24 protein-coding genes, 2 tRNA genes, 1 pseudogene and 1 riboswitch are annotated in these 20,771 nt (G+C 55.5%); of the genes and pseudogenes, 16 read left to right on the top strand and 11 right to left on the bottom strand.

What is annotated here, in order from left to right:
* Positions 1-14: 14 nt before the first annotated feature.
* On the top strand, positions 15-413 hold the full coding sequence (locus ACZ5FM_RS08205) for a hypothetical protein (protein ID WP_464040309.1): 399 nt from the start codon (positions 15-17) through the stop codon (positions 411-413).
* Between the two features lie 39 nt (positions 414-452).
* On the opposite strand, the gene ACZ5FM_RS08200 is transcribed toward ACZ5FM_RS08205, so the two are convergent.
* Complete coding sequence (locus tag ACZ5FM_RS08200) at positions 453-1,019, bottom strand: manganese efflux pump MntP (protein WP_464040308.1); 567 nt, start codon at positions 1,017-1,019, stop codon at positions 453-455.
* 75 nt (positions 1,020-1,094) lie between these two features.
* Positions 1,095-1,194, bottom strand: a riboswitch (yybP-ykoY riboswitch).
* An 838-nt stretch (positions 1,195-2,032) separates the two neighbouring features.
* Positions 2,033-2,656 (bottom strand): LysE family translocator, encoded by a 624-nt coding sequence (locus tag ACZ5FM_RS08195; RefSeq protein WP_312944603.1) that lies wholly within the window; start codon positions 2,654-2,656, stop codon positions 2,033-2,035.
* Between the two features lie 103 nt (positions 2,657-2,759).
* On the opposite strand from ACZ5FM_RS08195, the gene ACZ5FM_RS08190 reads away from it, so the two are divergent.
* Positions 2,760-3,212, top strand: a complete 453-nt coding sequence (locus ACZ5FM_RS08190; RefSeq protein WP_275641303.1) for an Lrp/AsnC family transcriptional regulator — start codon at positions 2,760-2,762, stop codon at positions 3,210-3,212.
* Positions 3,213-3,483: 271 nt separating this feature from the next.
* Here the strand turns inward: ACZ5FM_RS08190 and ACZ5FM_RS08185 are convergent, their stop codons facing one another.
* Positions 3,484-3,930 (bottom strand): MarR family winged helix-turn-helix transcriptional regulator, encoded by a 447-nt coding sequence (locus ACZ5FM_RS08185; RefSeq protein WP_259146210.1) that lies wholly within the window; start codon positions 3,928-3,930, stop codon positions 3,484-3,486.
* Positions 3,931-4,003: 73 nt separating this feature from the next.
* Here ACZ5FM_RS08185 and ACZ5FM_RS08180 point away from each other — a divergent pair, with 73 nt between their 5' ends.
* Complete coding sequence (locus tag ACZ5FM_RS08180; RefSeq protein ID WP_464040307.1) at positions 4,004-4,375, top strand: VOC family protein; 372 nt, start codon at positions 4,004-4,006, stop codon at positions 4,373-4,375.
* Between the two features lie 58 nt (positions 4,376-4,433).
* On the opposite strand, the gene ACZ5FM_RS08175 is transcribed toward ACZ5FM_RS08180, so the two are convergent.
* The gene (locus ACZ5FM_RS08175; protein WP_464040306.1) at positions 4,434-5,060 is read right to left on the bottom strand and encodes an NAD(P)H-dependent oxidoreductase; all 627 of its coding nucleotides are present in this window, start codon (positions 5,058-5,060) and stop codon (positions 4,434-4,436) included.
* Between the two features lie 86 nt (positions 5,061-5,146).
* Between ACZ5FM_RS08175 and ACZ5FM_RS08170 the strand changes: the two genes are divergently transcribed.
* The 4 genes from ACZ5FM_RS08170 (at position 5,147) to ACZ5FM_RS08155 (ending at position 7,287) form a co-directional block, all read left to right on the top strand.
* Complete coding sequence (locus ACZ5FM_RS08170; RefSeq protein WP_464040305.1) at positions 5,147-5,755, top strand: TetR/AcrR family transcriptional regulator; 609 nt, start codon at positions 5,147-5,149, stop codon at positions 5,753-5,755.
* 148 nt (positions 5,756-5,903) lie between these two features.
* A complete protein-coding gene (locus ACZ5FM_RS08165) occupies positions 5,904-6,302 on the top strand; it encodes a DUF6180 family protein (protein WP_464040304.1) in 399 nt (132 codons plus the stop codon).
* A gap of 339 nt (positions 6,303-6,641) precedes the next feature.
* Positions 6,642-7,070, top strand: coding sequence for a hypothetical protein (locus ACZ5FM_RS08160; protein ID WP_464040303.1), 429 nt, complete (start codon positions 6,642-6,644; stop codon positions 7,068-7,070).
* Positions 7,048-7,287, top strand: a complete 240-nt coding sequence (locus tag ACZ5FM_RS08155) for a hypothetical protein (RefSeq protein WP_464040302.1) — start codon at positions 7,048-7,050, stop codon at positions 7,285-7,287. Before ACZ5FM_RS08160 ends, ACZ5FM_RS08155 begins: the two co-directional genes overlap by 23 nt.
* A gap of 441 nt (positions 7,288-7,728) precedes the next feature.
* Here the strand turns inward: ACZ5FM_RS08155 and ACZ5FM_RS08150 are convergent, their stop codons facing one another.
* Both ACZ5FM_RS08150 and gloA read right to left on the bottom strand, forming a co-directional pair.
* Positions 7,729-9,030, bottom strand: coding sequence for a YcbK family protein (locus ACZ5FM_RS08150; protein ID WP_464040301.1), 1,302 nt, complete (start codon positions 9,028-9,030; stop codon positions 7,729-7,731).
* A 241-nt stretch (positions 9,031-9,271) separates the two neighbouring features.
* Complete coding sequence (gene gloA, locus ACZ5FM_RS08145) at positions 9,272-9,712, bottom strand: lactoylglutathione lyase (protein ID WP_192491033.1); 441 nt, start codon at positions 9,710-9,712, stop codon at positions 9,272-9,274.
* 191 nt (positions 9,713-9,903) lie between these two features.
* On the opposite strand from gloA, the gene ACZ5FM_RS08140 reads away from it, so the two are divergent.
* From ACZ5FM_RS08140 to ACZ5FM_RS08120, 5 genes are all read left to right on the top strand, one after another.
* Positions 9,904-10,482 carry a cold-shock protein gene (locus ACZ5FM_RS08140; RefSeq protein ID WP_192491034.1) on the top strand — a complete coding sequence of 193 codons (579 nt, stop codon included), beginning with the start codon at positions 9,904-9,906 and terminating at the stop codon, positions 10,480-10,482.
* Position 10,483: 1 nt separating this feature from the next.
* Entirely contained in the window at positions 10,484-10,975 is a 492-nt protein-coding gene (locus ACZ5FM_RS08135) for a DUF192 domain-containing protein (protein ID WP_464040300.1), read from the top strand.
* Between the two features lie 147 nt (positions 10,976-11,122).
* A tRNA-Pro gene (locus ACZ5FM_RS08130) sits at positions 11,123-11,199 on the top strand.
* A gap of 88 nt (positions 11,200-11,287) precedes the next feature.
* On the top strand, positions 11,288-11,593 hold the full coding sequence (locus ACZ5FM_RS08125; protein ID WP_192491035.1) for an ETC complex I subunit: 306 nt from the start codon (positions 11,288-11,290) through the stop codon (positions 11,591-11,593).
* A 27-nt stretch (positions 11,594-11,620) separates the two neighbouring features.
* Positions 11,621-11,697: transfer RNA gene (locus ACZ5FM_RS08120), tRNA-Arg, on the top strand.
* A gap of 195 nt (positions 11,698-11,892) precedes the next feature.
* Here ACZ5FM_RS08120 and ACZ5FM_RS08115 read toward each other — a convergent pair.
* The 3 genes from ACZ5FM_RS08115 to ACZ5FM_RS08105 all read right to left on the bottom strand — a co-directional run bounded on the left by ACZ5FM_RS08115 (position 11,893) and on the right by ACZ5FM_RS08105 (position 13,345).
* Positions 11,893-12,402: a toprim domain-containing protein gene (locus ACZ5FM_RS08115; RefSeq protein ID WP_312944582.1), complete on the bottom strand. Its 510-nt coding sequence runs from the start codon at positions 12,400-12,402 to the stop codon at positions 11,893-11,895.
* A complete protein-coding gene (locus tag ACZ5FM_RS08110; protein ID WP_259146217.1) occupies positions 12,399-12,896 on the bottom strand; it encodes an HD domain-containing protein in 498 nt (165 codons plus the stop codon). Before ACZ5FM_RS08110 ends, ACZ5FM_RS08115 begins: the two co-directional genes overlap by 4 nt.
* A gap of 80 nt (positions 12,897-12,976) precedes the next feature.
* Positions 12,977-13,345: a hypothetical protein gene (locus tag ACZ5FM_RS08105; RefSeq protein WP_464040299.1), complete on the bottom strand. Its 369-nt coding sequence runs from the start codon at positions 13,343-13,345 to the stop codon at positions 12,977-12,979.
* Positions 13,346-13,570: 225 nt separating this feature from the next.
* On the opposite strand from ACZ5FM_RS08105, the gene ACZ5FM_RS08100 reads away from it, so the two are divergent.
* Positions 13,571-13,852 carry a hypothetical protein gene (locus tag ACZ5FM_RS08100; RefSeq protein ID WP_312944576.1) on the top strand — a complete coding sequence of 94 codons (282 nt, stop codon included), beginning with the start codon at positions 13,571-13,573 and terminating at the stop codon, positions 13,850-13,852.
* A gap of 103 nt (positions 13,853-13,955) precedes the next feature.
* On the top strand, positions 13,956-14,597 hold the full coding sequence (locus tag ACZ5FM_RS08095) for a hypothetical protein (protein ID WP_259146220.1): 642 nt from the start codon (positions 13,956-13,958) through the stop codon (positions 14,595-14,597).
* Positions 14,598-14,673: 76 nt separating this feature from the next.
* Here ACZ5FM_RS08095 and ACZ5FM_RS08090 read toward each other — a convergent pair.
* Positions 14,674-15,168 (bottom strand): annotated as a pseudogene (locus ACZ5FM_RS08090) (LysE family translocator); the annotation flags it as partial.
* A 128-nt stretch (positions 15,169-15,296) separates the two neighbouring features.
* Complete coding sequence (locus tag ACZ5FM_RS08085; RefSeq protein ID WP_464040298.1) at positions 15,297-15,941, bottom strand: dual specificity protein phosphatase family protein; 645 nt, start codon at positions 15,939-15,941, stop codon at positions 15,297-15,299.
* A 544-nt stretch (positions 15,942-16,485) separates the two neighbouring features.
* On the opposite strand from ACZ5FM_RS08085, the gene ACZ5FM_RS08080 reads away from it, so the two are divergent.
* Both ACZ5FM_RS08080 and ACZ5FM_RS08075 read left to right on the top strand, forming a co-directional pair.
* Positions 16,486-17,601 carry an efflux RND transporter periplasmic adaptor subunit gene (locus ACZ5FM_RS08080; protein ID WP_464040297.1) on the top strand — a complete coding sequence of 372 codons (1,116 nt, stop codon included), beginning with the start codon at positions 16,486-16,488 and terminating at the stop codon, positions 17,599-17,601.
* A gap of 4 nt (positions 17,602-17,605) precedes the next feature.
* Positions 17,606-20,731, top strand: coding sequence for an efflux RND transporter permease subunit (locus tag ACZ5FM_RS08075; RefSeq protein ID WP_464040296.1), 3,126 nt, complete (start codon positions 17,606-17,608; stop codon positions 20,729-20,731).
* Positions 20,732-20,771 lie beyond the last annotated feature (40 nt).

The following is a 20,771-nucleotide window of genomic DNA, read 5'->3' as shown; positions in this document are numbered from 1 at the left end:
GAGCGCAAAACAAAGTGGTCGAAGTCGGTGCTGCTGCGAGCGATATGCCTCATCTGACCCTGCTATCTGCCGGGTTGTTTGAAGTCCGATTGATCTCAAATTTCGCTATTGCAACTCATTCGCAGAAGTGCCAAGCTGCATGTCGCAACGCCATGTTGCGTGTGAGTGTGGTTATGAAACGTGATTTATACTCTCAACCAGATGACATCTGTCCCGCCGGCCATTGCGCCAAGGACGGTCGACAGAGGTCACTTTTGCCATTCAAGGCGACCCTGCCCTCATCGCGCAGTGTCTCGGTTCTGTCGCGTGGGGTAATTGCCGTGACACTGCTGATTGCGTTTGTCGATGGAAAAATTCATTTTGAAAAACAAGATGTTGTGGAAAGTTCTTCAAGCATTTATTCAGTCGATTGATAGCTGAAAACCACCCTCAAAGCAGTGCTGGATAGCGGTTTAAGCCGCCATCAGATGCTCGTAGAGGATAGACGAACCAAGGCCAATCAGCACGATACCGGCAATGCCTTCGGCATAACGGCCAAACCGTTCACCCAGCAGACGACCGATCATGATACCGCCTGAGGCGAACACGAAGGTCGCAAGGCCAATGCCGAGGGCGATGACGGCAATGTTCACATCAAAGAAGGCAAGCGACACGCCAACGGCCATGGCATCAAGGCTGGTTCCGATGGCGGTTGCCACCAGCACCAAGAAGGATGCCTTGACGGTGGACTGTTCGTCCTGCTCGTCCCCCTTCAGTGCGGAATAGATCATGTTGAGGCCAACCGCACCCAGCAGCACGAAGGCCACCCAGTGGTCGATGGTGGAGATATAGGCGGCAGCGGCAACGCCAGCTGCCCAGCCTATCAACGGCGTGATGGCTTCCACCACACCAAACACGATGCCGGTGCGCAACGCTTCCCTGAATGGCGGGCGACCGAGTGCGGCGCCACGCCCGACAGACACGGCAAAGGCGTCCATGGACATGCTGATGGATAGCAGGATGATTGCCATGATAGACATAACAAGACCTCGCGGACATAGACCCCGGGCGTCATCTGCCCGTCCGATATGGCAGATCTCAGCCACGGTCTCGTTGAGCCGAATTAATCGACTGAGTACGCCACGTGCCGCTGCACGAGTATGTTGACGCACTCCCGCTGAACCTCAGCGGTGACTACTCCCCGATGCGCCGCTGTTTAAAAAGCTGCCCTTGATCTGTCAATATAGAGGTTGTAAAAAATATGCAGAATATCTCTACATAACAATGACTTGCAACTGCAATCAGAAGTGTTTTGTGCAGTTCGGAAGCATTCTCAATTGTGGGTGAGAAACATGGGTTGGGCGGCGGTTGGCCCGATGTCTTATCGTTATGCGCGCCTGTTACCCCAACCGCCCTCATTCTCTCACTCGTCGGGGGGCAGTCATTTTAGGTTCTGGACTGAGACGAGTTCCTCGCATGTAGATCGGGTGAGAGGTTAAGCACAGGCAGTCCCCAACCGCCCTCTTCCCCGTGCTTGTCACGGGGATCCAGCCATCCCCAGTCTTGGGGATGGAAAGCGTCTTGCGGTCGCGCAGACGCGCGCCGACTGGATACCTGTGATTGATCCTCGGGTCAGGCCCGAGGTCGAGGTATGAGGGGAGTTTGTTGGGACTGTTGGAGCTAAACAGTAAGCGTCGTGTAAGCACATGACCCCTCACCTGAAAAATCTATGACTTGGCTGAAGCCAAGACCATGATTTTTCGTCCTCTCCCACAAGGGTAGAGGTACGGGGTGCCAAGCAGCGCCGTCTTGTACCATCTCAATAAAATTGCATTAGATTGGACGCCTCATCCGTCTCAGCAGTGCTGACTTGCTGGATGGGCGCGGCACCCACCCATCTCTACCCTTGTGGGGGAGAAAGCGATTTCAACATCTTGGGAAGAAGGTGCCAAGTGTTAGAAATCGCAAGTGGGGGATGGATTCGAGACCTCAGCACTATGCACGACCTCCGTGCCTTGACCTGCCTGTTTTCCGGGCCTTAGCCACCAAACCGTCACGCCGTGAACTGAATGACCTGTTCCATGATCAGCAGCAGCGCGATGGTGATCATTGCCGCTCCCGATGTTTTGCTGACCAGGCGGGCAACACGCGGGCGGGTGCGCAAAACGACGCGGGAACTGGCCGACACTGCCGTATAGATGACAGCGCAATTGACGATATGGGCGAGGCCAAGCGCTGCGATCTGGCCGGAGATGGGCCATGTGGCGGTCTGGCTGGTGAATTGCGGCAGGATGGCCAGAAACAGCAGCAGTGCCTTGGGGTTCACGCCGCTGACGCCAAAACCGCGAATGAGCCAGTTGGACCATGAGGCAATGTCAGACTCTGTGGCTTGCGGCACTGGCGGGTTGAGAAAAACACCCACGCCGAGATAAAGCAGATAGGCGGAGCCTAACAGCGTCAGGGCTGTCAGCATCAACGGCACACTGGCGACAATGGTGCCAACACCGGCTGCCACCACGGCGGTGATGGCGACATAACCCAGCACCATGCCACTGACGGCAGGTGCAATGGCGCGGTTGCGCATGCCAGCCGAAATCGCATAGGCCCAGTCTGCACCCGGTGTCAGAACCAGCGACAATGACAAGGCCCAGAAAGCACCAAGCAGACCAATTTCCATTTCATCTCTTCTCCGTTGCGGCGAGCGAGATGTATGAGATTTGGTTGAGAAGGTGCTCCCTATTTCTTGCCAAACACAGCCCTGTTGAGGCAGAATATCCCTCATGGATGCTACGGACCGCAAGATAATCGCAATATTGCAAAAAGAGGGACGCATTTCTGCTACGGAACTGGCAGATCGCGTTGGCCTTAGCCTGTCTCCCTGCCACCGACGGCTACGGGCGCTGGAAGAAACGGGCGTCATAACTGACTACCGGGCAACGGTGGATCCGTTGAAACTCGGCATCGGATTTTCAGCTATTGTTTATGCAACGCTGCGCGAGGCGAGCAAAGACAGCGTATCGGCCTTTGAGGCGGCGCTGCTGAAGGTGCCTGAGATCGTGCAGGCACAGCGGTTGTTTGGCGAGCCTGACTATATGCTGCATGTGGTCGCCAAGGATCTCGCTGCGTTCCAGCGGCTTTACGATAAAAGCCTGCTCGGCCTGCCGCATGTCATGCGGCTCAACTCCACGCTGGTGATGAAAAATGTCATCCCCAGCCGGCCATTCCCCATTTAGAGCGAAGGCGTTTAGTTGCATGCTTGGCACCGTCGCTAAAGCATTTCTCTGTCGTCATTCTCGGCGTTCCCTAGAATCTAGTCACGTCGCGTATTTGGCGCTGGCTTAGATCCTCGCCACAGGGGCGAGGATGACGTGGATAGGTTGGTTTTCCAGTCGCTACCGGCTTTCGGATAGTGACGCTTCAACCTTAGAAAATGCATGAGGCAGAGAGTGCGCACTGCCATCCACTCCGAATTCCCGTCCTTCCCCGTCTAATCAACGAAAACAATCAGCGCATAGCATCGGCAATGCGCAGCAGTGCGGCATAGATAACATCAGGGTCGTCAGGTGCCACGGCGTTGCGCACATCCGTTTCGGCATTGGCGGCAATTTCATGGGCTGCCCGCACGGCCTGTCGGCCGTCGTCTGTCAATTCGGTGGTGAGGATCCTGCCATTGTCCGGATGTGCCACCCGTTTGATGAGGCCGGCCTTTTCCAGCGTCACGATGATGGCCTGCATGGTTTGCGGTGTCACAAAGGCGCGGCGCGCCAGGTCGGCATTGGACAGGCCGCTGCTTTTTTCCAGTCCGGCCAGAACAGAATATTGCGGTGTCGTCAGCCCAATGTCGCGCAGCGCCGTATCAAGTCGGCCGCGCAACGCCTGCTGGGCGCGCTTCAAGGCATAACCAAGTGAACGATAGGTATCGTCGACAGGTGGGTTTATCAGGCTGGACATATCAGGGCCCTTATATTATCTAGATATCAGCACCCTGATACTATCGGGTGATATTGAAAAAGGAAAGATTGAGATGCCGAAACTGATTGGCCCCGACTTCATTGGCATCCAGACGAAAGATCTGGACGGCGCCCTCACCTTTTATCGTGATGTGGTTGGCCTGACGCCTTCGCCCAAGGCGCCGCCGGGCGCTGTGGTGTTTGACACGAAAGCCATTGCCTTTGCAGTGCGCACGCCCATTGAGCCATTTGATGATGGCCAAAAACTCGGTGTTGGCATCGCGATCTGGTTCGGTTGCGATGATGCCGATGCACTGCATGCGCATTTGCAGGCCAAGGGTGTGGAGATTGCCTTTGCACCGAAGGACGGGCCGTTCGGGCGCTACTTCGCCTTTGTCGACCCGTTCGGTTACACGATCACCGCGCATACGGTTTTGCCGATTTGAACTGAACGGTAACGAAGCGCCCATCTGTGACGATGGGCGCGGCGATTTCCTCGCCTGCTTATGCCTCGACTTTGTCTTTTGTCGCAATGGATTGCTGGTGGGCGCTGGCAATGCTGCTGCCAATCTGCAATGCCCTGACAAGGCCCGCTTGCGACGAGGCTGTGTCCAGCGGCAGTATCAGTTCCGTGCCGATTACCCGGGCACCGATGTAGCCGAAAATACCCTGATCGATCTGGGTTTTCATGGCCTGCGAATATCCGCGGTGCTGATAGGTGCGCTCTGTTGCGCCGCCAATCGCAATGGTCTGCACGGACAAGCGGTTGAGCAGACGGATGGTGTCCTTGCCGCTTTCGTCGAAATAGGCCCAGCCTTGTGTAAACACCCGGTCGATCCAGCCTTTCATCACGGCTGGCATGGTCCACCAGAATACCGGATAGATCAGGATCAGCGCATCGGCGCGATCGATCCTTACCTGTTCTGCCAGGACATCATCCGGCGGCGTGGCATTTTCGCGAAACACGGCATAGTCGGCGGTGTTGAACGTTGCGTCGAAGCCGCTGGTTGCGAGATCAAGCAGTTCATATGTGTGATCAGGTGTGGCCTTGATCCCGGATATTACTTCGCGGGCGACAGCGTGGGTATAGGCATTCGGTTCCGGTTGAGCCGTGACAATGAGGGAGTGCATGAGATAACCTTGTTGCATGAGTTGAATCGAGTGGGAGCTCGCTATATACTCATAGTAGGTTACTATTAGTAGGTTGATTGTCAAGTATGCAGGAAACAGCGTCACCCCGGCGAAGATTGTCACGCGATGAGCGGCACACGCAGCTTATTGAAACGGCGCGGCATCTGGTGTTGCTGTCCGGAACCGACAGTCTGACACTTGGCCGTCTGGCGGAAGAAGCCGGCGTGTCGAAGCCTGTGGTCTATGATCACTTCGAGACGCGCAATGCGCTGCTTGCTGCGCTGTACAGGGATTATGATATTCGCCAATCGGAGTTGATGGACAGTGGCCTGTCCGCCTGCCCGGCCACCCTGGTCGACCGCGCCAGTGTCATTGCCAATGCCTATGTAGACTGTGTGTTGACGCAGGGTCAGGAGATTCCAGGCGTTGCCGCCGCACTTGTCGGTTCGCCGGAAATGGAGGCGGTGATACGCAACTATCAAACCCGTTTCATAACCAAGTGCCGGGAGGCATTGGCACCCTTCAGCGAAGACGGTTCCATTCCCCTTGCCGCCCTGTGGGGCATGATGGGGGCGGCTGACGCCCTGTCGACGGCAACGGCCTATGGCGAAATTTCCAAACAGCAGGCGCTTGATGAGTTGCGTCACACGATCATGAGCATGATCCGGCGTGAGCCTGCGCCACAAGGATATTAACGACAACTGACTGCTGTGCGACACGCCGATTTTTTCCGCGTGGTTGCAACCATTCCCTGAGCAAATGAATTGCCATCTTGCCGTGCCCGTCAAAGGCGCGGTGAAGTTTAATGTTCATAATGTCTGTAATGTTCATGGAGACTATCCTGTGCGTCCATCGTCCACGTTATTTTCGGCAGCTGTGTTGTCCTCAGCCGCCAGCCTGTTTTTCATGACGGCTCCTGCCCATGCGCAGAATGATGATTTTCATCTGGCCTATCATGTCGAACGCACGCCCTCTGAAAAACTCAGCATTGAGACTTGCGGGTCTGTGGTAGCGGCTGCGGCACAGAAGGTTGGGTTAAGCGCGGGGTCGCAAAACTTCCCCGGCCAGCTGGTTTTGGTCAGCGGTGGTCTTAAAGGCAAAGGTGCCTTTGTCGCGCAGTGCATTTCGGTAGAGGATATCACCGTCAGCGTGGTGCAGGGTATTGATTACAGCCAACAGAAAGGCGCACTCGGCAACTTCGCAGACAATGTGCATGAGGAATTGAAGGCGGCCGCCAACTAGGGTGGTGGTGGTTCGGACCTGCGCCCTGCTCATGAAGCGATGCTGCGGCCGTGAAAATGATTGAGGTGCCAGGAAGTGGACATTGTTATCAGCCCCACCCGCCCCTTACCCTGTCCTCGGGTCAAGCCCGAGGACGAGGATGAGGGAGTTTGGTGGACGCGCCTTTCTCGTTCCTCGTGAAGGTTTCAGTGCTTGGATCCTCACGACTGCGGCGAGGTTGACGTTTCGCCTCCCACTCAATGACCCAAAAGTTGAAAACTAAAATACAACCCATCTGATTAAGTGCTTCTTCTGACGTTTGCATCTATTGCGTGTGTCAACTTCAGTTTGGGAGCTTGAATGCGCACTATCACTATTCTGATCGTTGCATCGGTTATTGGCGGTTACGCCACCACGATGATCAAAGACTATTTCACACCAGATGAAGCCTCCGTGCAGGCCGTGTTGGTTGAAAGATACAAGGCCAATCCGCAGCAAACCATGCTCGACATGTCCCATGCCGTAAAGCAGTGCTCTGACAGCCCGTTGCACGGCATTCAAGGCGCCACTGAACTTCGCGCGCAGTTGGCAAAAAACATTCTGGAGACGATATCAACGACGCCCGATAGCCGTGACGCCACCGTTGCACGGCTTGATGCCGAAACGACGCGTGTCCTGACGACACTGATTCAGCGTCTGAACAAACCGGCGCAAGGCAAGTTGCTTGCTTATCTCAAAGACCTGCATAAGGCTGGAGTGGTCGATTGTGTCGTCTCAACAGTGGCTTGAGCGCATTTCCGACTTTCTGTTGAGCAGCCGTCCATCGCTGATCGATTGGGGTGGTGTCGCCGTCGTTTGTTTTATTGCGAGCTTGTTGCCCGGCAGTTTTCTGCTGGACCGCTTACTCTATCCGGACCGGTATGACATGTCCTGGAGCTCCGCCTATATTATTGCCGGCGGCCTTTTTGTCTTCATGCTTGTAACGATTATGATGGGCTGGCTGTAAGCAGGTGGCTGCCAATGGTTTGGGGGACGCGCCTGTCGTTCCTAGTGAAGTTTTCAGTGTTCCCGCTCCGTCGTCATTCTCGGGCTTGTCCCGAGAACCCATTCACGTCTCGATTTTGGTGGACGGCTTGGATCCTCGCCTCAGGGGCGAGGATGACGTGGAGAGGTTGTTTTTCCAACCGCGATCGGAGTTCGTGGGATGCGCCTTGCCCAAATTGATTTGTAGTGACTGCGGCTGCCTTAACGTAACAGTGAATGAGGCATTGGAAAGTGTGCGCGGCCATCAGCCCCACCCACCCCTCTTTCCTGTGCTTGTCACAGGAATCCAGTTGAGCGCGTCCGCGCGATGGAAGAGTCTTTTCAGCCCCAAGACTGGGGCTGGCCTGGATCCCCGTGACAAGCACGAGGATGAGGAAGGTTGCGGGTGCGTCTTACCAGTCGATCAGCCCTTTTTGGCTGTGGCGGTCGTTCTGCGGCAGCGCCAGTTCCAGTCACGTGCTTCGCCAATGTCCATGTGCACGGATTCGGTGTGGCAGTAGGTGCCAACGCCGCCGCGGTTTGGCAGCGAACGCAGGTAGTTGGCCAGTTCCCACTTGGACACGCCTTTGATCTGGATATCGGCGGCTTCACAGGTGTGGTGTTTGGAACCCTGGCGCACGCCACCCTTGGGCGGGCGGTAACCTGAGGTGACGATGGCCTTTTCTTTATAGTGGTTTTCCACCGCGTTGATCATCTGCACCAGTTCCGGCTTGAAGCAGCCGACATTGACCTTTTCGGTCTGCAGAACCAGTCCATTGGGGGCGACGCGCGTCAGGCCAGACAGCGAAGCCAGCTTCATCAGGCCGGCCGGTGCGTCATCTTCTTCCAGATGTTCGTCGTCAAATTCGTCACCCATGGTGGCGCGGCCCTGCAGGGCAATGCCCATCTGGGATATATCAGTGGCGGTGTTGGTTGGCAGTTGCGCCACTTCCACACCGGCTGCCTTCGCGCCGGATTGTTCGCCGTCTGCGGCTTTGCCAGTGCGCTTTTTGGCAGCGCCGGCAAAAAAGGCCGCAAGCGTCATGCCGGATTTGCCTGTTGGTGTTTCATCACTTTTTGCCGTTGTGCTGGCCGCGACCGGCGGCGTTGGCGCGGTCAATGTGGCCTGTGGTGCTGCGGCCTGCGCAGGGGCTGCATTGGCAGCTGCTGCGGCATTCATCGCGGCGGCCTGCGCCTCCAGCGTCTGTGGCTGCACCTCGGCGATCGGTGGTTTGACCGGTGCCGGTGCCGAATAAACGCTTGAAAGTGACGGGTTTACGCCCGGTACTGGCACATAAGCGGCATCAGGCACGCTGACGCCTGTCTCGCCTGCCACGGGCATGTCCTGCACAGGCGCCGCATTGTTGGCGAAAATGCTGGTATTGCCGGCGGAAATGGATGTGGACTGGTGAACGGCGCTGGCCAGATCCGGCCGCGCTTCGTTCATCTGTTGACCTTCTGCCACTTGTGGTGCACCTGCCTGCTGTGCGCCACCAGACGCAACCAGCGCCGGGTCAACATAACCGCCATTGGCGGCAACAGCCTTGCCCGTGGCAGCATTATTATTGGCAGTTGTATTGGTGTCGCCCTTGTTCAGTGCCGTTGCGGCATTGACGGAGGGAGAAAGTGACGCCGTATCGCCGTCTTCGGTGACCGCAGAAACGCAGCCAGACAACGCCAGAAGCGAGACGGCGACCAGCAATTTATGCCGCCAGACAGTCGTCAAGTTCCTTGCTTCAATCATGGATATTGAGACCCCCGCTCAGTTCGTTTTTTCTGCCGGATAACACTTTAAAGGTGTATCCGGCATATCTAACTATCTGCCTGAAAAGGCCTTTTCGATTCGGCGGCACTATGCCCCATGACGCGCATGGAACGCAATACAGGCTTTGTTTACCATTTTTATCCCCGACATCGCAGTAGCATTTGACGTCTAGGATTTCCTGGGAGACCTGCCTTAGCTGGTGTTACCAGGCGCCGGTGTTCTGCATAGATATCCATGGCTCGGCTGGTGCCAGGCTTGCGCCTTTTTGCAATATCTCAATGGAAATGCCGTCTGGCGAACGCACAAAGGCCATGTGGCCATCACGCGGCGGGCGGTTGATCGTGACGCCAGCGTCATGCAATTTCTGGCAGGTCTCATAGATATTGTCGACTTCATAGGCCAGATGACCGAAATTGCGGCCGCCCTGGTAATCTTCCGTATCCCAGTTATAGGTCAACTCAAGGCACGGCGCTTTTGCGTCCTTGGCCACAGTCACGTCATCGCGCGCTGCAAGAAACACCAAGGTAAAACGGCCCTTTTCGTTTTCAATTCTGCGTATCTCCTCAAGACCAAAGATATTGCTGTAGAAATTCAGAGACTGATCCAAATCTCGTACACGCACCATGGTGTGCAAATATCGCATTTTGTTTTCCTCCTTTGTTGGGGTACCTTGCAAGACATGCGTCGAAAGTCAGCTTTGGGCAAGCCCGGGCCTGTAGAAACCTATGGGTAATTTCCAAACTGGGCTTGCGTTAAACCGTTACCAAGATGTTAATCTAGCCCGCAGGAATCAGTTAACCGTAGTATGGCGCGTAATCGAGGGGTTGGCAGGATATGACGAACAGGGTTTCATCGAATAACGTACTAGATTTCGAAGACCTTTCGGGCGATCCGGTTGAACTGACCGAGATCACCGGCGTTGTGAAATGGTTTGATGTTGCCAAGGGGTTTGGTTTTATTGTGCCAGACAACGGCATGCAGGACGTGTTGCTTCATGTGTCCTGCCTGCGCCGCGACGGTTACCAGACTATTCTTGAAGGCACCCGCATTGTTGCGCTGATCCAGCGCGGCGGCCGTGGCTTCCAGGCATTCCGCATTCTGTCCATGGATCAGTCGACCGCCGTTCACCCTTCGCAGCTGCCGCCCGTGCGCACCCATGTTCAGGTGACGGCATCGAGTGGTCTGGAACGCGCTATCGTCAAGTGGTTCAACCGCACCAAGGGCTTTGGCTTTCTGACGCGCGGTGAAGGCACTGAAGACATTTTCGTTCATATGGAAACGCTGCGCCGTTACGGCCTGGCAGAACTTCGCCCCGGTCAGGTGGTGCTGGTTCGCTTTGGTGACGGTGACAAGGGCCTGATGGCCGCTGAAATCCACCCGGACAATCCAAGCCCCATCAACATGGCGCACTGAGATGATGATGAGATTTGGTCTTATGATGAGAAGCGTCTTTGTGGCGCTTCTTTTTTTGTTTTCAGGCCTGGCCTCTTTGGCCAGCGCGCAAGGCTCTGAGACATTTGATCAGGAGCCGCTGATCATCATGAACTCCAAGGGCAGCCAGCACCGTTTTACGGTTGAGCTTGCCCTTGATAACGGCCAGCGCCAGCAAGGGTTGATGTATCGCAAGACGATGGCTGCCGATGCCGGCATGTTGTTCGACTTCGGCACGGACCGTGATGTGACCATGTGGATGCGCAACACCGTGCTGCCGCTCGACATGCTGTTCATCAATGCCGATGGCAGCATCCACCATATTCACCATGATGCCGTGCCCTACTCCGAATCCATCATCAGTTCGCGGGGGCCCATCCGTTTTGTGCTGGAATTGAACGCGGGAACGGCGGCAAAACTCGGAATCAACCCAGGTGATCGTGTCACCAGCCGGAGAATTTCTTCAACAAAATGAAGCGGTAAGGCGTTTTTCCTGCCATTTTGCTGCGTTTGTGAAATTGCGCACAGGTTTTTTGAAAAATAATCAGAATTCTTGCGAAAAATGTCATTTTGGGTGTTGCGGAAACAGAATGAACGATGTATCTCCGCATCAACACAGCGACGGAGTGTAGCGCAGTCTGGTAGCGCATCTGGTTTGGGACCAGAGGGTCGGGAGTTCGAATCTCTCCACTCCGACCACTTTCTCTAAAGAGAAAGAATGTTGTTGTGTCGACGCGGATAACTTTTTACCATCCCGTTCTTGCCTTTTGCATGGAGCAGTTTTCAAATGTCTGCCAAGATTTATCGCCCCGCAAAAACAGCAATGCAGTCCGGGAAAGCTAAAACTCACCTCTGGGTTCTCGAGTTTGACGCTGAAGCACCGCGCAAGATCGACCCTATCATGGGCTACACTTCCACGACTGATATGAACCAGCAGGTCAAGCTGACGTTTGATACTCTTGAGCAAGCCGAAGGTTATGCGCAGAGAAACGGCATCGAATACCGCGTTATTCAGCCACAGGAAGCCACACGCAAGACTGTCTCCTATACCGACAACTTCCGGTTCTCGCGCACCCAGCCTTGGACCCACTGATCTAAGCGCATTTTATTTTGCCATTTTGGCCCCTTAGCTCAACTGGATAGAGCAACTGCCTTCTAAGCAGTAGGTCGCAGGTTCGAGTCCTGCAGGGGTCGCCACTTCTATAGCTCTGATTTCCCTATATAAAATGCCGAATTTTATACTGTGCTGAACATCGCGCAGTTTGCCGGATTGTGTGCCAGTTTGCCAAATCCGTTGCCGCTGTGTTCCGTCAGAACCTGTGCGCGGCTTAGCGGCTGGGAGTTTTGAAGAAGACTAACGGGCGTCTGTAGTGAAAGACGGGGTTTAGCGTTTTAGAATGCGGTGAGTATCTTTGCGACCTCGTTATTGCTCATTGATCCAAGATCTCCGTCACTACAGGTGACATAGCGGTGGGCAAAGTTGGCCAATTTTGCGCCGCCTTCCCCGCTGTCGCAAATCGCGTAGATTGGGCGGTTGATGGTCCACAGCCATTCCGCGAGCTGTTTAGGGTCGTTGGATAATGTTGCGATTGCCGCGCATCCAATATTATGCAGCCTGACACAATCAAAGATGCCTTCAACGAGATACAATGGATCAGACCAGTTCCAGGTCTCCAGACCGAAAACCGCATGGCGACCGGTCGATTTGTATGTGAAGTATCGGCCATCATTCTGATCATTCTTTCTGACCTTATCGGCAGCCGGCCGATACTGTTGATACCCGGACACTGCGCCGCTGAGATCAAAAAGAAGGAATGTCGCCACACCTTCGTTTTCGTCAATCATGACGCTGTATCGGCTCACATCGGTGTGGCGATCCAGAAGATGCTGCGCGATGGTCATTCGCACTGCGCCGCAGCTTGCTCCCACAGGACAGGATCGCCGTCCTTTAGCACCGCAAGCAGGTTTTTCTTTTCAACCTTGTAGACCTGCCAAAAACCGGGATCGAGGGTCGATATTGTTTTCGTGTTGTCGATGAGGTCTGCGAGCTTGATGGTTTTGGCTTCTGACGGCGCAAGTGCTGTGTGCTGCAGGTCCAGAGCCTTTCGTGCAACTCTGTTGCCATGATAAGGCGTCGAGATGTCACTGAGATACGCTACCAATGTTGCAACCTTGCGTCCAAAACGTTCATTGATTTCAGCCAGGGTTATGCCGCAATCCTCGACGGTGTCGTGCAGATAGGCAGCGGCTATCATTTCGGGCGTATGATCGACGGTGGCGACAATAGCCGCCACAGCAATCGGATGGTTGATGTAGGGTTCGCCAGTATATTTGCGCAGTTGACCCTCGTGCGCTTTCGTTGCGAACCTTAGTGCATGTTTTTCCAGATCATTCATGCCGCGATATCCACCTTACCGGACTGCGCCTTGTCAAGGGATTGGCGTGACGACACAGCTCAAACCTTGCAAGGTTGTTATTACCAGCGTGGTTTGTAGCCGCCGTTGGACGAACCACCATACGAGTTGTTGTATCCATTATTGTTGCTGTTGTTATTGTACGTCGAATTGTTATTCGAACTTCCGCCATACTGATTGCTGTTGTAGGTGCCGGTTTCGTTGTTTGCGTTTCTTTCCGTCCACGAGCCGTTCAAGTTCTGGGACGTTGATCCGTAAGGGTTTCCGTTGCGCTCGGTGTTATAGCCACCACCAAGATTTTTCTCAGTGCGATACGTGCCGCCAGAACCGGTGGAGCAACGTGTGGATGATGAAAGCTCGCAACCAGCATGTGCAGGCACCGTAAGTGTCGCCAGCGATAATGCCGATACGGACAGTAGCAGAATCTTCATAAAATCTCCTTTTAGTTGAGGAGGCACAAAGCAAACTGCACCTGGTTTGTCGAGCGGTTGGCCGATCACTACCAAGTGTTTGGCTTATCATGGTTTATTCGTTGGGCGGAGTTTGATGCAAAATAAAATGAATGCGCCTCTGCCTGGGCTTGCAGAACGCATTTCCATGCGAAAACTAACGCATGACGACGCGTGAAATGACATTGCTATATCCTGGGGGTAAACATGCAGGATGACGTGGAGGCTCTGGTCGAAAGGCTTTTTCAAGAGAGAGCATCGTGGCCGGAGTTGATCAAGGCAATTAGGGCTGCGGCGGGGGTCGGTATAGAGCCTGCGCAGAGGATTGCGCTTTCGCATGATGGCTGGCGAAGACTTTGCAACGTCAGGATCAACCAAGAGGCGCAATGCAGAAAACAAGCCCTGTCGCACTTGAAGACCTACGGCGCTGATTCCCTTGTTATCAGGGATGGCGACAGCCTCATCATTTCAGAACCAAAGAGCAGGTAAAGGGCAGCATGGGTCCATTGCGGTGCGTGGTTGTATCTCGCATCGCATGACTTCCCAAAATCAAAGCCGTCTTTTATGGTGCTGCAACTTGTGGGGGAAAGTAATGAAGCGTCTAATTGCGTTAGCTATCTCATTGTTAATACCAACTGTTTCTCAAGCCGAAACCACAGGTTCTTCTGGCGACACTATTGTGGGAACGATTAGCGTATCTGCGGAACCCAGCATGGTTAAAGGTAACCTGGCCGGCTGTGAGTTTGTGTTTAATGCGATTGCTAGAGATTGGATTTACAGGAACGGCGATCCGATCAAAGCCACCGGTTCGATCGGGATTATTTCAATCTCTGGAGAAATTAACGCGGTCGTGAAGGTCGCGGTCTATGAGATGCAGATTTCTGATGCGCTCAAGGTCGAATTTGTCCCGTCAGCGTCGGATCGTGTGTATCTGATGAATCGGCAACTCGAGACCAATCAAAAGTCGCTTGTCACGTCGTTTTCCTCAGACACAGGTGGGTTTGTTTCCATATTTGAAATTTCACCCACATTCGGCATGTTGATGGAGGCAATGAAAACGGGGGAAATTACGCTCGCGTTTAACAAGGCGGACGGCGCAATGGATATCAAAGTGCCGATCAATCTCAGGGTTGTGGATACAGACCACACGGGTAAGAGAACGGAATCCGACGAAACGATCCGTGATTTTGCCCTCTGTACTCAACGGTTGTTGGATACTCTGACTGAGGAATGATTTGCAGTTTCCGGATCTCAGAGGATTCGCTTTGCGGGGCGTCCACGATTTCAAGCCGCAGTCGCCCCAACTCCTGTCAGTTTCTGGAACCCAGTGCCAGACGGCAGGCGAGACCGGCAAACACCGTGGCCAGCAGATATTGCGGCAGTTTATTGAAACGGTTGCGGCCTGCAAAACGGCTGCGGATATGGCCGCTGAGCAGGATGACAGTGCCGTTGACGACAAGGCCTGTTACATTCAGCACCGTGGCGAGAACCAGCATTTGCAGCGGCAGTGAGCCGGTTTGCGGGGCCACGAATTGCGGGAACAGCGCCAGCACGAACAGGGCCATTTTGGGGTTGAGCAGATTGGTCAACAGCCCCTCGCCCAGAATGCGCTGCATGGAAAAGCGCTTCAGCCCCGTGGTGGGTGAAAAGGGTGTCGCATCCGAACGGATGGTTTTGACGGCGAGATAAACAAGATAGGCGCAGCCGGCCCAGCGAATGGCGTCATAGGCCATGGGAACGGCAATAAACAGTTGCGAGAGACCGAATGCGGCGGCAAGTGCGTGGCAGTAAGTGCCAAGGGCAATACAGACAGGAAATGGTTGCAGCGGTAATCATGTCGCCCGGATAGCAACGCAACCGGGCCCTGTCAATTGCCGCCGAGACTGGTGCTGCAGAGACTGGTTCAGATCCCGGTTTGGTTCAGCCGGAAATATCAGCTACTGGGCGTATCGATTGTCTGCGTCAGCACGTCGGTGTTGTCTTCACCTGCAATGCCAACGATGTCCTGCGTGACGGCTGTTTTGTCGAGCGACAGATGCTCCAGCTTTTCCCAGCTTTCATCCATTGGCCAGGCGGTGGAGACATAGGGCAGACCAACATGACCGTAATAGAAGGACAGTTGGCCCTCGGCAAAATGTTCGCTCTTCTGCGCCACCCAGTGGCTATAAAGCGCAGAGGCCAAGCCGGAACGGTCGGCACCGGCCTGGCAATGGATGAGAATGGGTTTGGGCGCGGATTTCATCACGGCAACCAGTTCGGCTGCGCGTTCAGGGTCCAGTTCCTGCGATGCACTCATGCGGAAATCAATGTGTTTGATGCCCAGTTTTTCCGAAGTCGCGATTTCTTGTCTGTACCAGTCTGCGGTGTTTTCACCGCGCAGGTTGATGACTGTTTCAATGCCGTGGTCGCGGACATAGCGTTCCAGCTGCGCCGAGGTCGGTTGTGCCGAGCGATAAAGTTGACCCGCGATGACGGTGTGGAAGTTACCCGAAATCTGCAAGGCACCCGCATAGGCTGCCAAACTGCCAAGCACCAAAGCAATCGCTGTTGCCGCAACACGGGTCTTTGAACGTTTCATCTTTGGGTCTCCGATCAACTATCGTAGAGCCCAAATGCCCGCCATTCCTGACAAGTAGCTGAACGTCAGCAGATGACGTTGTTTCTTACATTTTGCCGGCTAAGGTCAGCTGAAACAACGCGCCTGTACGCGATGGCAGGGCCAACACATTGCCGCCATGCAGTTCAGGTTCGATGGACAGATGGTCTGCTGTTGCCAGTTGACGGTGTTGGTAGGAGCAGGACTGCACTGACAAGGACAACAGTCTAAGCGTCAGGAACGAAAAGAAATTTCGACGCGTTAAGGCGTGGACGCAAAAATGAGCGGTAATAATCGCCACCTGCAATGTTGTTGCAATGTGCAGCAATCAATGTGGTGGTTCGGTTTATGACTGTGCACCGTCCACCGGCATGCGGGGGTCCTCCAGTCTCCATGCCGGTGGACGGTGCATGTGCCATTCCGTTGTCGTTTCGTTGCTGTCTTGATGTCGTTCAGGCGTCGTTCATGGGCGCAACGGCAAATGTCGAAGCGACCGCCACCCTTCTGCCCGTAATGGAGCCTTTGCATGAAACCCACCCGAACAGCCCTTCTCGCGGTATTGCTGATCCCTTCGCTGGCCGTGGCCGGTCCAGCATCGTCACAAACGCCAGAGGCGCCAGCAGGCACGGCGTCGGGTGCTGCCGCTGGCAAGGTGGAACTGGCCGGTGTTGACGTGACAACCGTTGCCGCCCGTAACCTCGGCAGTGAAGTGCGCGTGTCCGGTTCACTTACTCCCATCCGGCGCACCAGCCTGACGGCGCGGGTTGCCGGCACCATTACCGAATTGCCGGTGCAGATTGGCGATGTGGTGAAAAAGGGTGACCTTCTGGTGCGCATCGACACCGAAGGTTTGGCGTCGGCGCTGACGGCCCGCAATGCCGAGGTGGAAGCGGTTGAGGCGCAGCTGGAGCTTGCTGAAAATGTGCTCGCCCGCAATGTCAGCCTGCGCGACACCGGCGCGACATCAGAGGCGGTGCGTCTGGAGGCCAATGCCAATGTGCTGAACCTGAAGGCGCAGTTGCGTGCCAAACAGGCCGCTGTTGCCGATGCCGAGAGAGCCTTGAGTGACGCGCAGGTACATGCCGCGTTCGATGGCGTGGTATCGGCGCGGCCAGTGGAACAGGGCCAGACGGTGCCTGTGAATGGTGAGCTTTTGACCATTGTCGATCTGCGCCGCATGGAGGTGGATGCCGGTGTGCCGACCAGCCGTATTCCGCGTGTGCGTATTGGTCAGCCGGTAGAGCTGACGGTTGAAGGTTTCTCGGAACGCAAATTTACCGGTGAAGTCACCCGCATTGCGCCAACGGCAGTCGCAGGCTCCCGGGCCGTGCGTGTGTTCATTGCCATAGACAATGACGACATGCTGCTGAAGGGCGGCATGTTCACCACGGGTGTTCTCAGCATCGACCAGCAGGACAATGTCATTGCCGTGCCGATTGCTGCCGTGCGCCACGATGCCACCGGCACTTTTGTGCTGAAGGTTGAGGACGGTTATCTGCGCCGCCAGGATGTGAAACTTGGTACCACATGGAATGATCAGAACCTGGTCGAGATCAATGGGCTAAGCTCGGGCGAAGTGGTGGTGTCTGCGCCGCTGCCGCAGCTGGTGGCCGATACACCCGTGACCGTGGTGGGGAAATAAGCCGATGTTCCTTACCCGCGTCAGCGTCAAACATCCGGTTTTTGCCACCATGATGATGGTGACGGTGCTCGTCATCGGGCTGTTTTCCTACAGCCGCCTTGGTGTCGACCAGTTTCCGGAAACCGATCTTCCCATCGTTGTGGTAACCGCCGCTTATACCGGCGCGTCGCCGGAAACGGTGGAAAGCGAAATTGCCCGCCCCATTGAATCCGCGCTGAACACCATTGGCGGTATCGATACGATTACCTCGGAATCCTATGAGGGCCGCGCCGTGGTGGTGGTGCAGTTCCAGCTGGATGTGGATTCGCAGGCCGCAGCGCAGGAGGTGCGCGACCGTGTTGCCCGCCTGCAGGCCGGTTTCCCTGACGCGGTTGATACACCGCAGGTCACCCGCTTCAACCCGGAGGATGCGCCAATCCTGTCTTTGGCGGTCTCCTCCTCCACACGCACGCTGTCGGAAATCACCACGCTTGCCGACCGGGTCATTACCAGCCGCCTCAACATCATTGCCGGTGTTGGCCAGATTACCCTTGTTGGCGGCAGTGAGCGGCAGATGCTTGTCGTGGTCGATCCTGACCGGCTGGAAGCCTATGGTGTCGGCGTTGCCGCTGTGATGGACGCCATCCGCCGGGAAAATCAGGACCGTGCCGCCGGTACGCTGATTTCCGGTATCAACCAGCGCATTGTCACCGTTGAGGGACGTATTGAAGACACAGCCGGGTTCAACAGCATCATTGTTGCGCAAAGCGGCGGTTACCCGGTCTATCTGTCTGACGTGGCAACCGTGCTGGATACCGGTGCCGAAGTCACCAGCCGTGCCACCTATCAGGGCGTGCCATCGCTTGGCATGGATATCGTCAAGGTTCAGGGCGCCAATACGGTGGCGGTGGCCGGTGATCTGCGCAGGGAAATTGACACGCTGAACACCGAGCTGAAGGCCGAAGGTGTGGAGCTGACCATTACCCGCGACAATTCCCGCGCCATTGCCGCGCAGGTGTCTGAAGTGCAGAGAACGCTGATTGAAGGCGGCGTTCTGACCGTGGTCATCGTGTTCCTGTTTCTCAATTCCTGGCGCTCCACCGTCATCACCGGGCTGACGCTGCCGATCTCCGTCATCGGTACCTTTGCGGTGATTTATGCGCTGGGCTTTACGCTCAACACCATGACGCTGATGGCGCTGTCGCTGTCGATCGGTATTTTGATCGATGATGCGATTGTGGTGCGTGAAAACATCACCCGCCATTTGCAAATGGGCAAGGACCATGTGCGTGCCGCGCTTGATGGCACCAATGAGATTGGTCTTGCCGTGCTGGCTACCACTCTGTGTATTGTTGCGGTGTTTTTGCCGGTTGCCTTCATGGGCGGGTTGATTGGCCGGTTCTTCCTGCAATTTGGCGTAACCGTTGCCGTGGCGGTGCTGATTTCGCTGTTCGTGTCTTTCACGCTCGACCCGATGCTTTCCAGCGTCTGGTATGATCCGGATTCGGAAAAGAATGCCAAGCGCGGGCCGCTTGGCCGCTTGATCCATCGGTTCGATGTCTGGTTTGAAAAGCTGGCAGATCGCTATCGCAAGCTTATCCACTGGACCTTCGGCCACCGCAAGACAACCATTGGCATTGTGGTTGGCATGTTTGTCGCCAGCCTGATGCTGGTGCCGAAAATCGGTGCCGAGTTCCTGCCGGTCACTGATCAGGGTGAAGTGTCTGTTTCACTTGAGGCCAATCAGGGTGCATCGCTGGAATATATGGCCGCCAAGGTCGGGCAGGTTGAAAATGCGCTGCGTGAATTCGATTATGTCGACACGATCTATTCCACCATCAATGCCAGCAGTGCGCGTGGTTTCAACCAGGCCAATGTCGCCGTGCAGCTGGTGCCAAATGACCAGCGCGAAATCAGGACGTCGGAATCGCTGGAGCCGGTTCGCCAGCGTCTTGCCCTAATTGCCGGCTTGAAAGTTTCAGTCAGCCAGTCGGAAGGTGGTGCGACCGCCAAACCGTTGCAGCTTTCCGTGCTGGGGGATGGTGACGCGCAGTTGCGCAAGATTTCCAGCCAGATCACCACGGCCCTATCGGCCATTCCTGGTGCGACGGAAGTGGAATCCTCGATTGAGAACGAACGCCCTACCCTTGCCGTCAAGGTGCGCCGTGAAGCGGCCAGCGACCTAGGTGTGTCGATATCGATGATTGGTGACACGCTGCGGCCACTGGTGGCGGGTGATGCGGTATCGGTATGGAATGCGCCTGATGGTGAAACCTATGATGTGATGGTGCGCCTGCCGGCCAAGGGACGACAGGACGCTGCCCAGCTTCGCAACCTGACGATTTCCACCAACCGCACCGATGAGGACGGCAAGCCGATTACCGTGCTGCTCGACCAGGTCGCCGATGTCGTTGAAAGCACCGCGCCTGATGTGATTACCCGCAAGGACCTGTCGCGTGAAATCCGCATTTCCAGCAATGTCGAGGGTCGTCCGCTGGGTGATGTACGGCAGGATCTGGATGCAGCCATTGCCAAGATGGATATTCCCGCCGGTTACCGCGTGTCGTTTGGCGGTGACGTGCAGAGCCTGAATGAAAGCATGGGGTATGCCGTGCAGGCCTTGGTGCTGGCGGTGATCTTCATCTACATCATTCTGGCGTCGCAGTTTGGCTCGTTCATCCAGCCGATTGCCATCATGATGACCCTGCCCCTGTCGCTGATCGGGGTGCTGATTGGCCTTCTGGCCACCGGATCGACCCTCAACATGTTTTCGATCATCGGTTTCATCATGCTGATGGGTCTTGTGACCAAGAACGCTATTCTGCTGGTCGATTATTCAAACCATGAGCGGCGGGACGGAAAGTCGTTGCAGGAAAGTCTGGCCAATGCCGGAGCCGTGCGTCTGCGCCCGATTGTCATGACAACGCTGGCGATGATTTTCGGCATGTTGCCCATGGCAATCGGCATTGGTGAAGGCGGAGAATCCCGCGCGCCAATGGCCCATGCGGTGATTGGCGGTTTGATTTCGTCAACGCTGCTGACGCTGGTTTTCGTGCCTGTTGTGCTGACCTACCTTGATGCATTCAGCCGTCGTCTGGCGGCGCTGTTTCCGAAGGGGCCGGACCACCAGGCGGCAGAAAAATCCCTGTAAAGCCTGACAAAGCTGTGTCGGTGGGTTGGGCCTCAGGCCG

The sequence above is a fragment of the Agrobacterium sp. 5Ca50 genome (assembly GCF_055381905.1).
The sequence above is the reverse complement of the archived record's forward strand: the minus strand, read 5'-3'. Positions and strand labels throughout refer to the sequence as shown.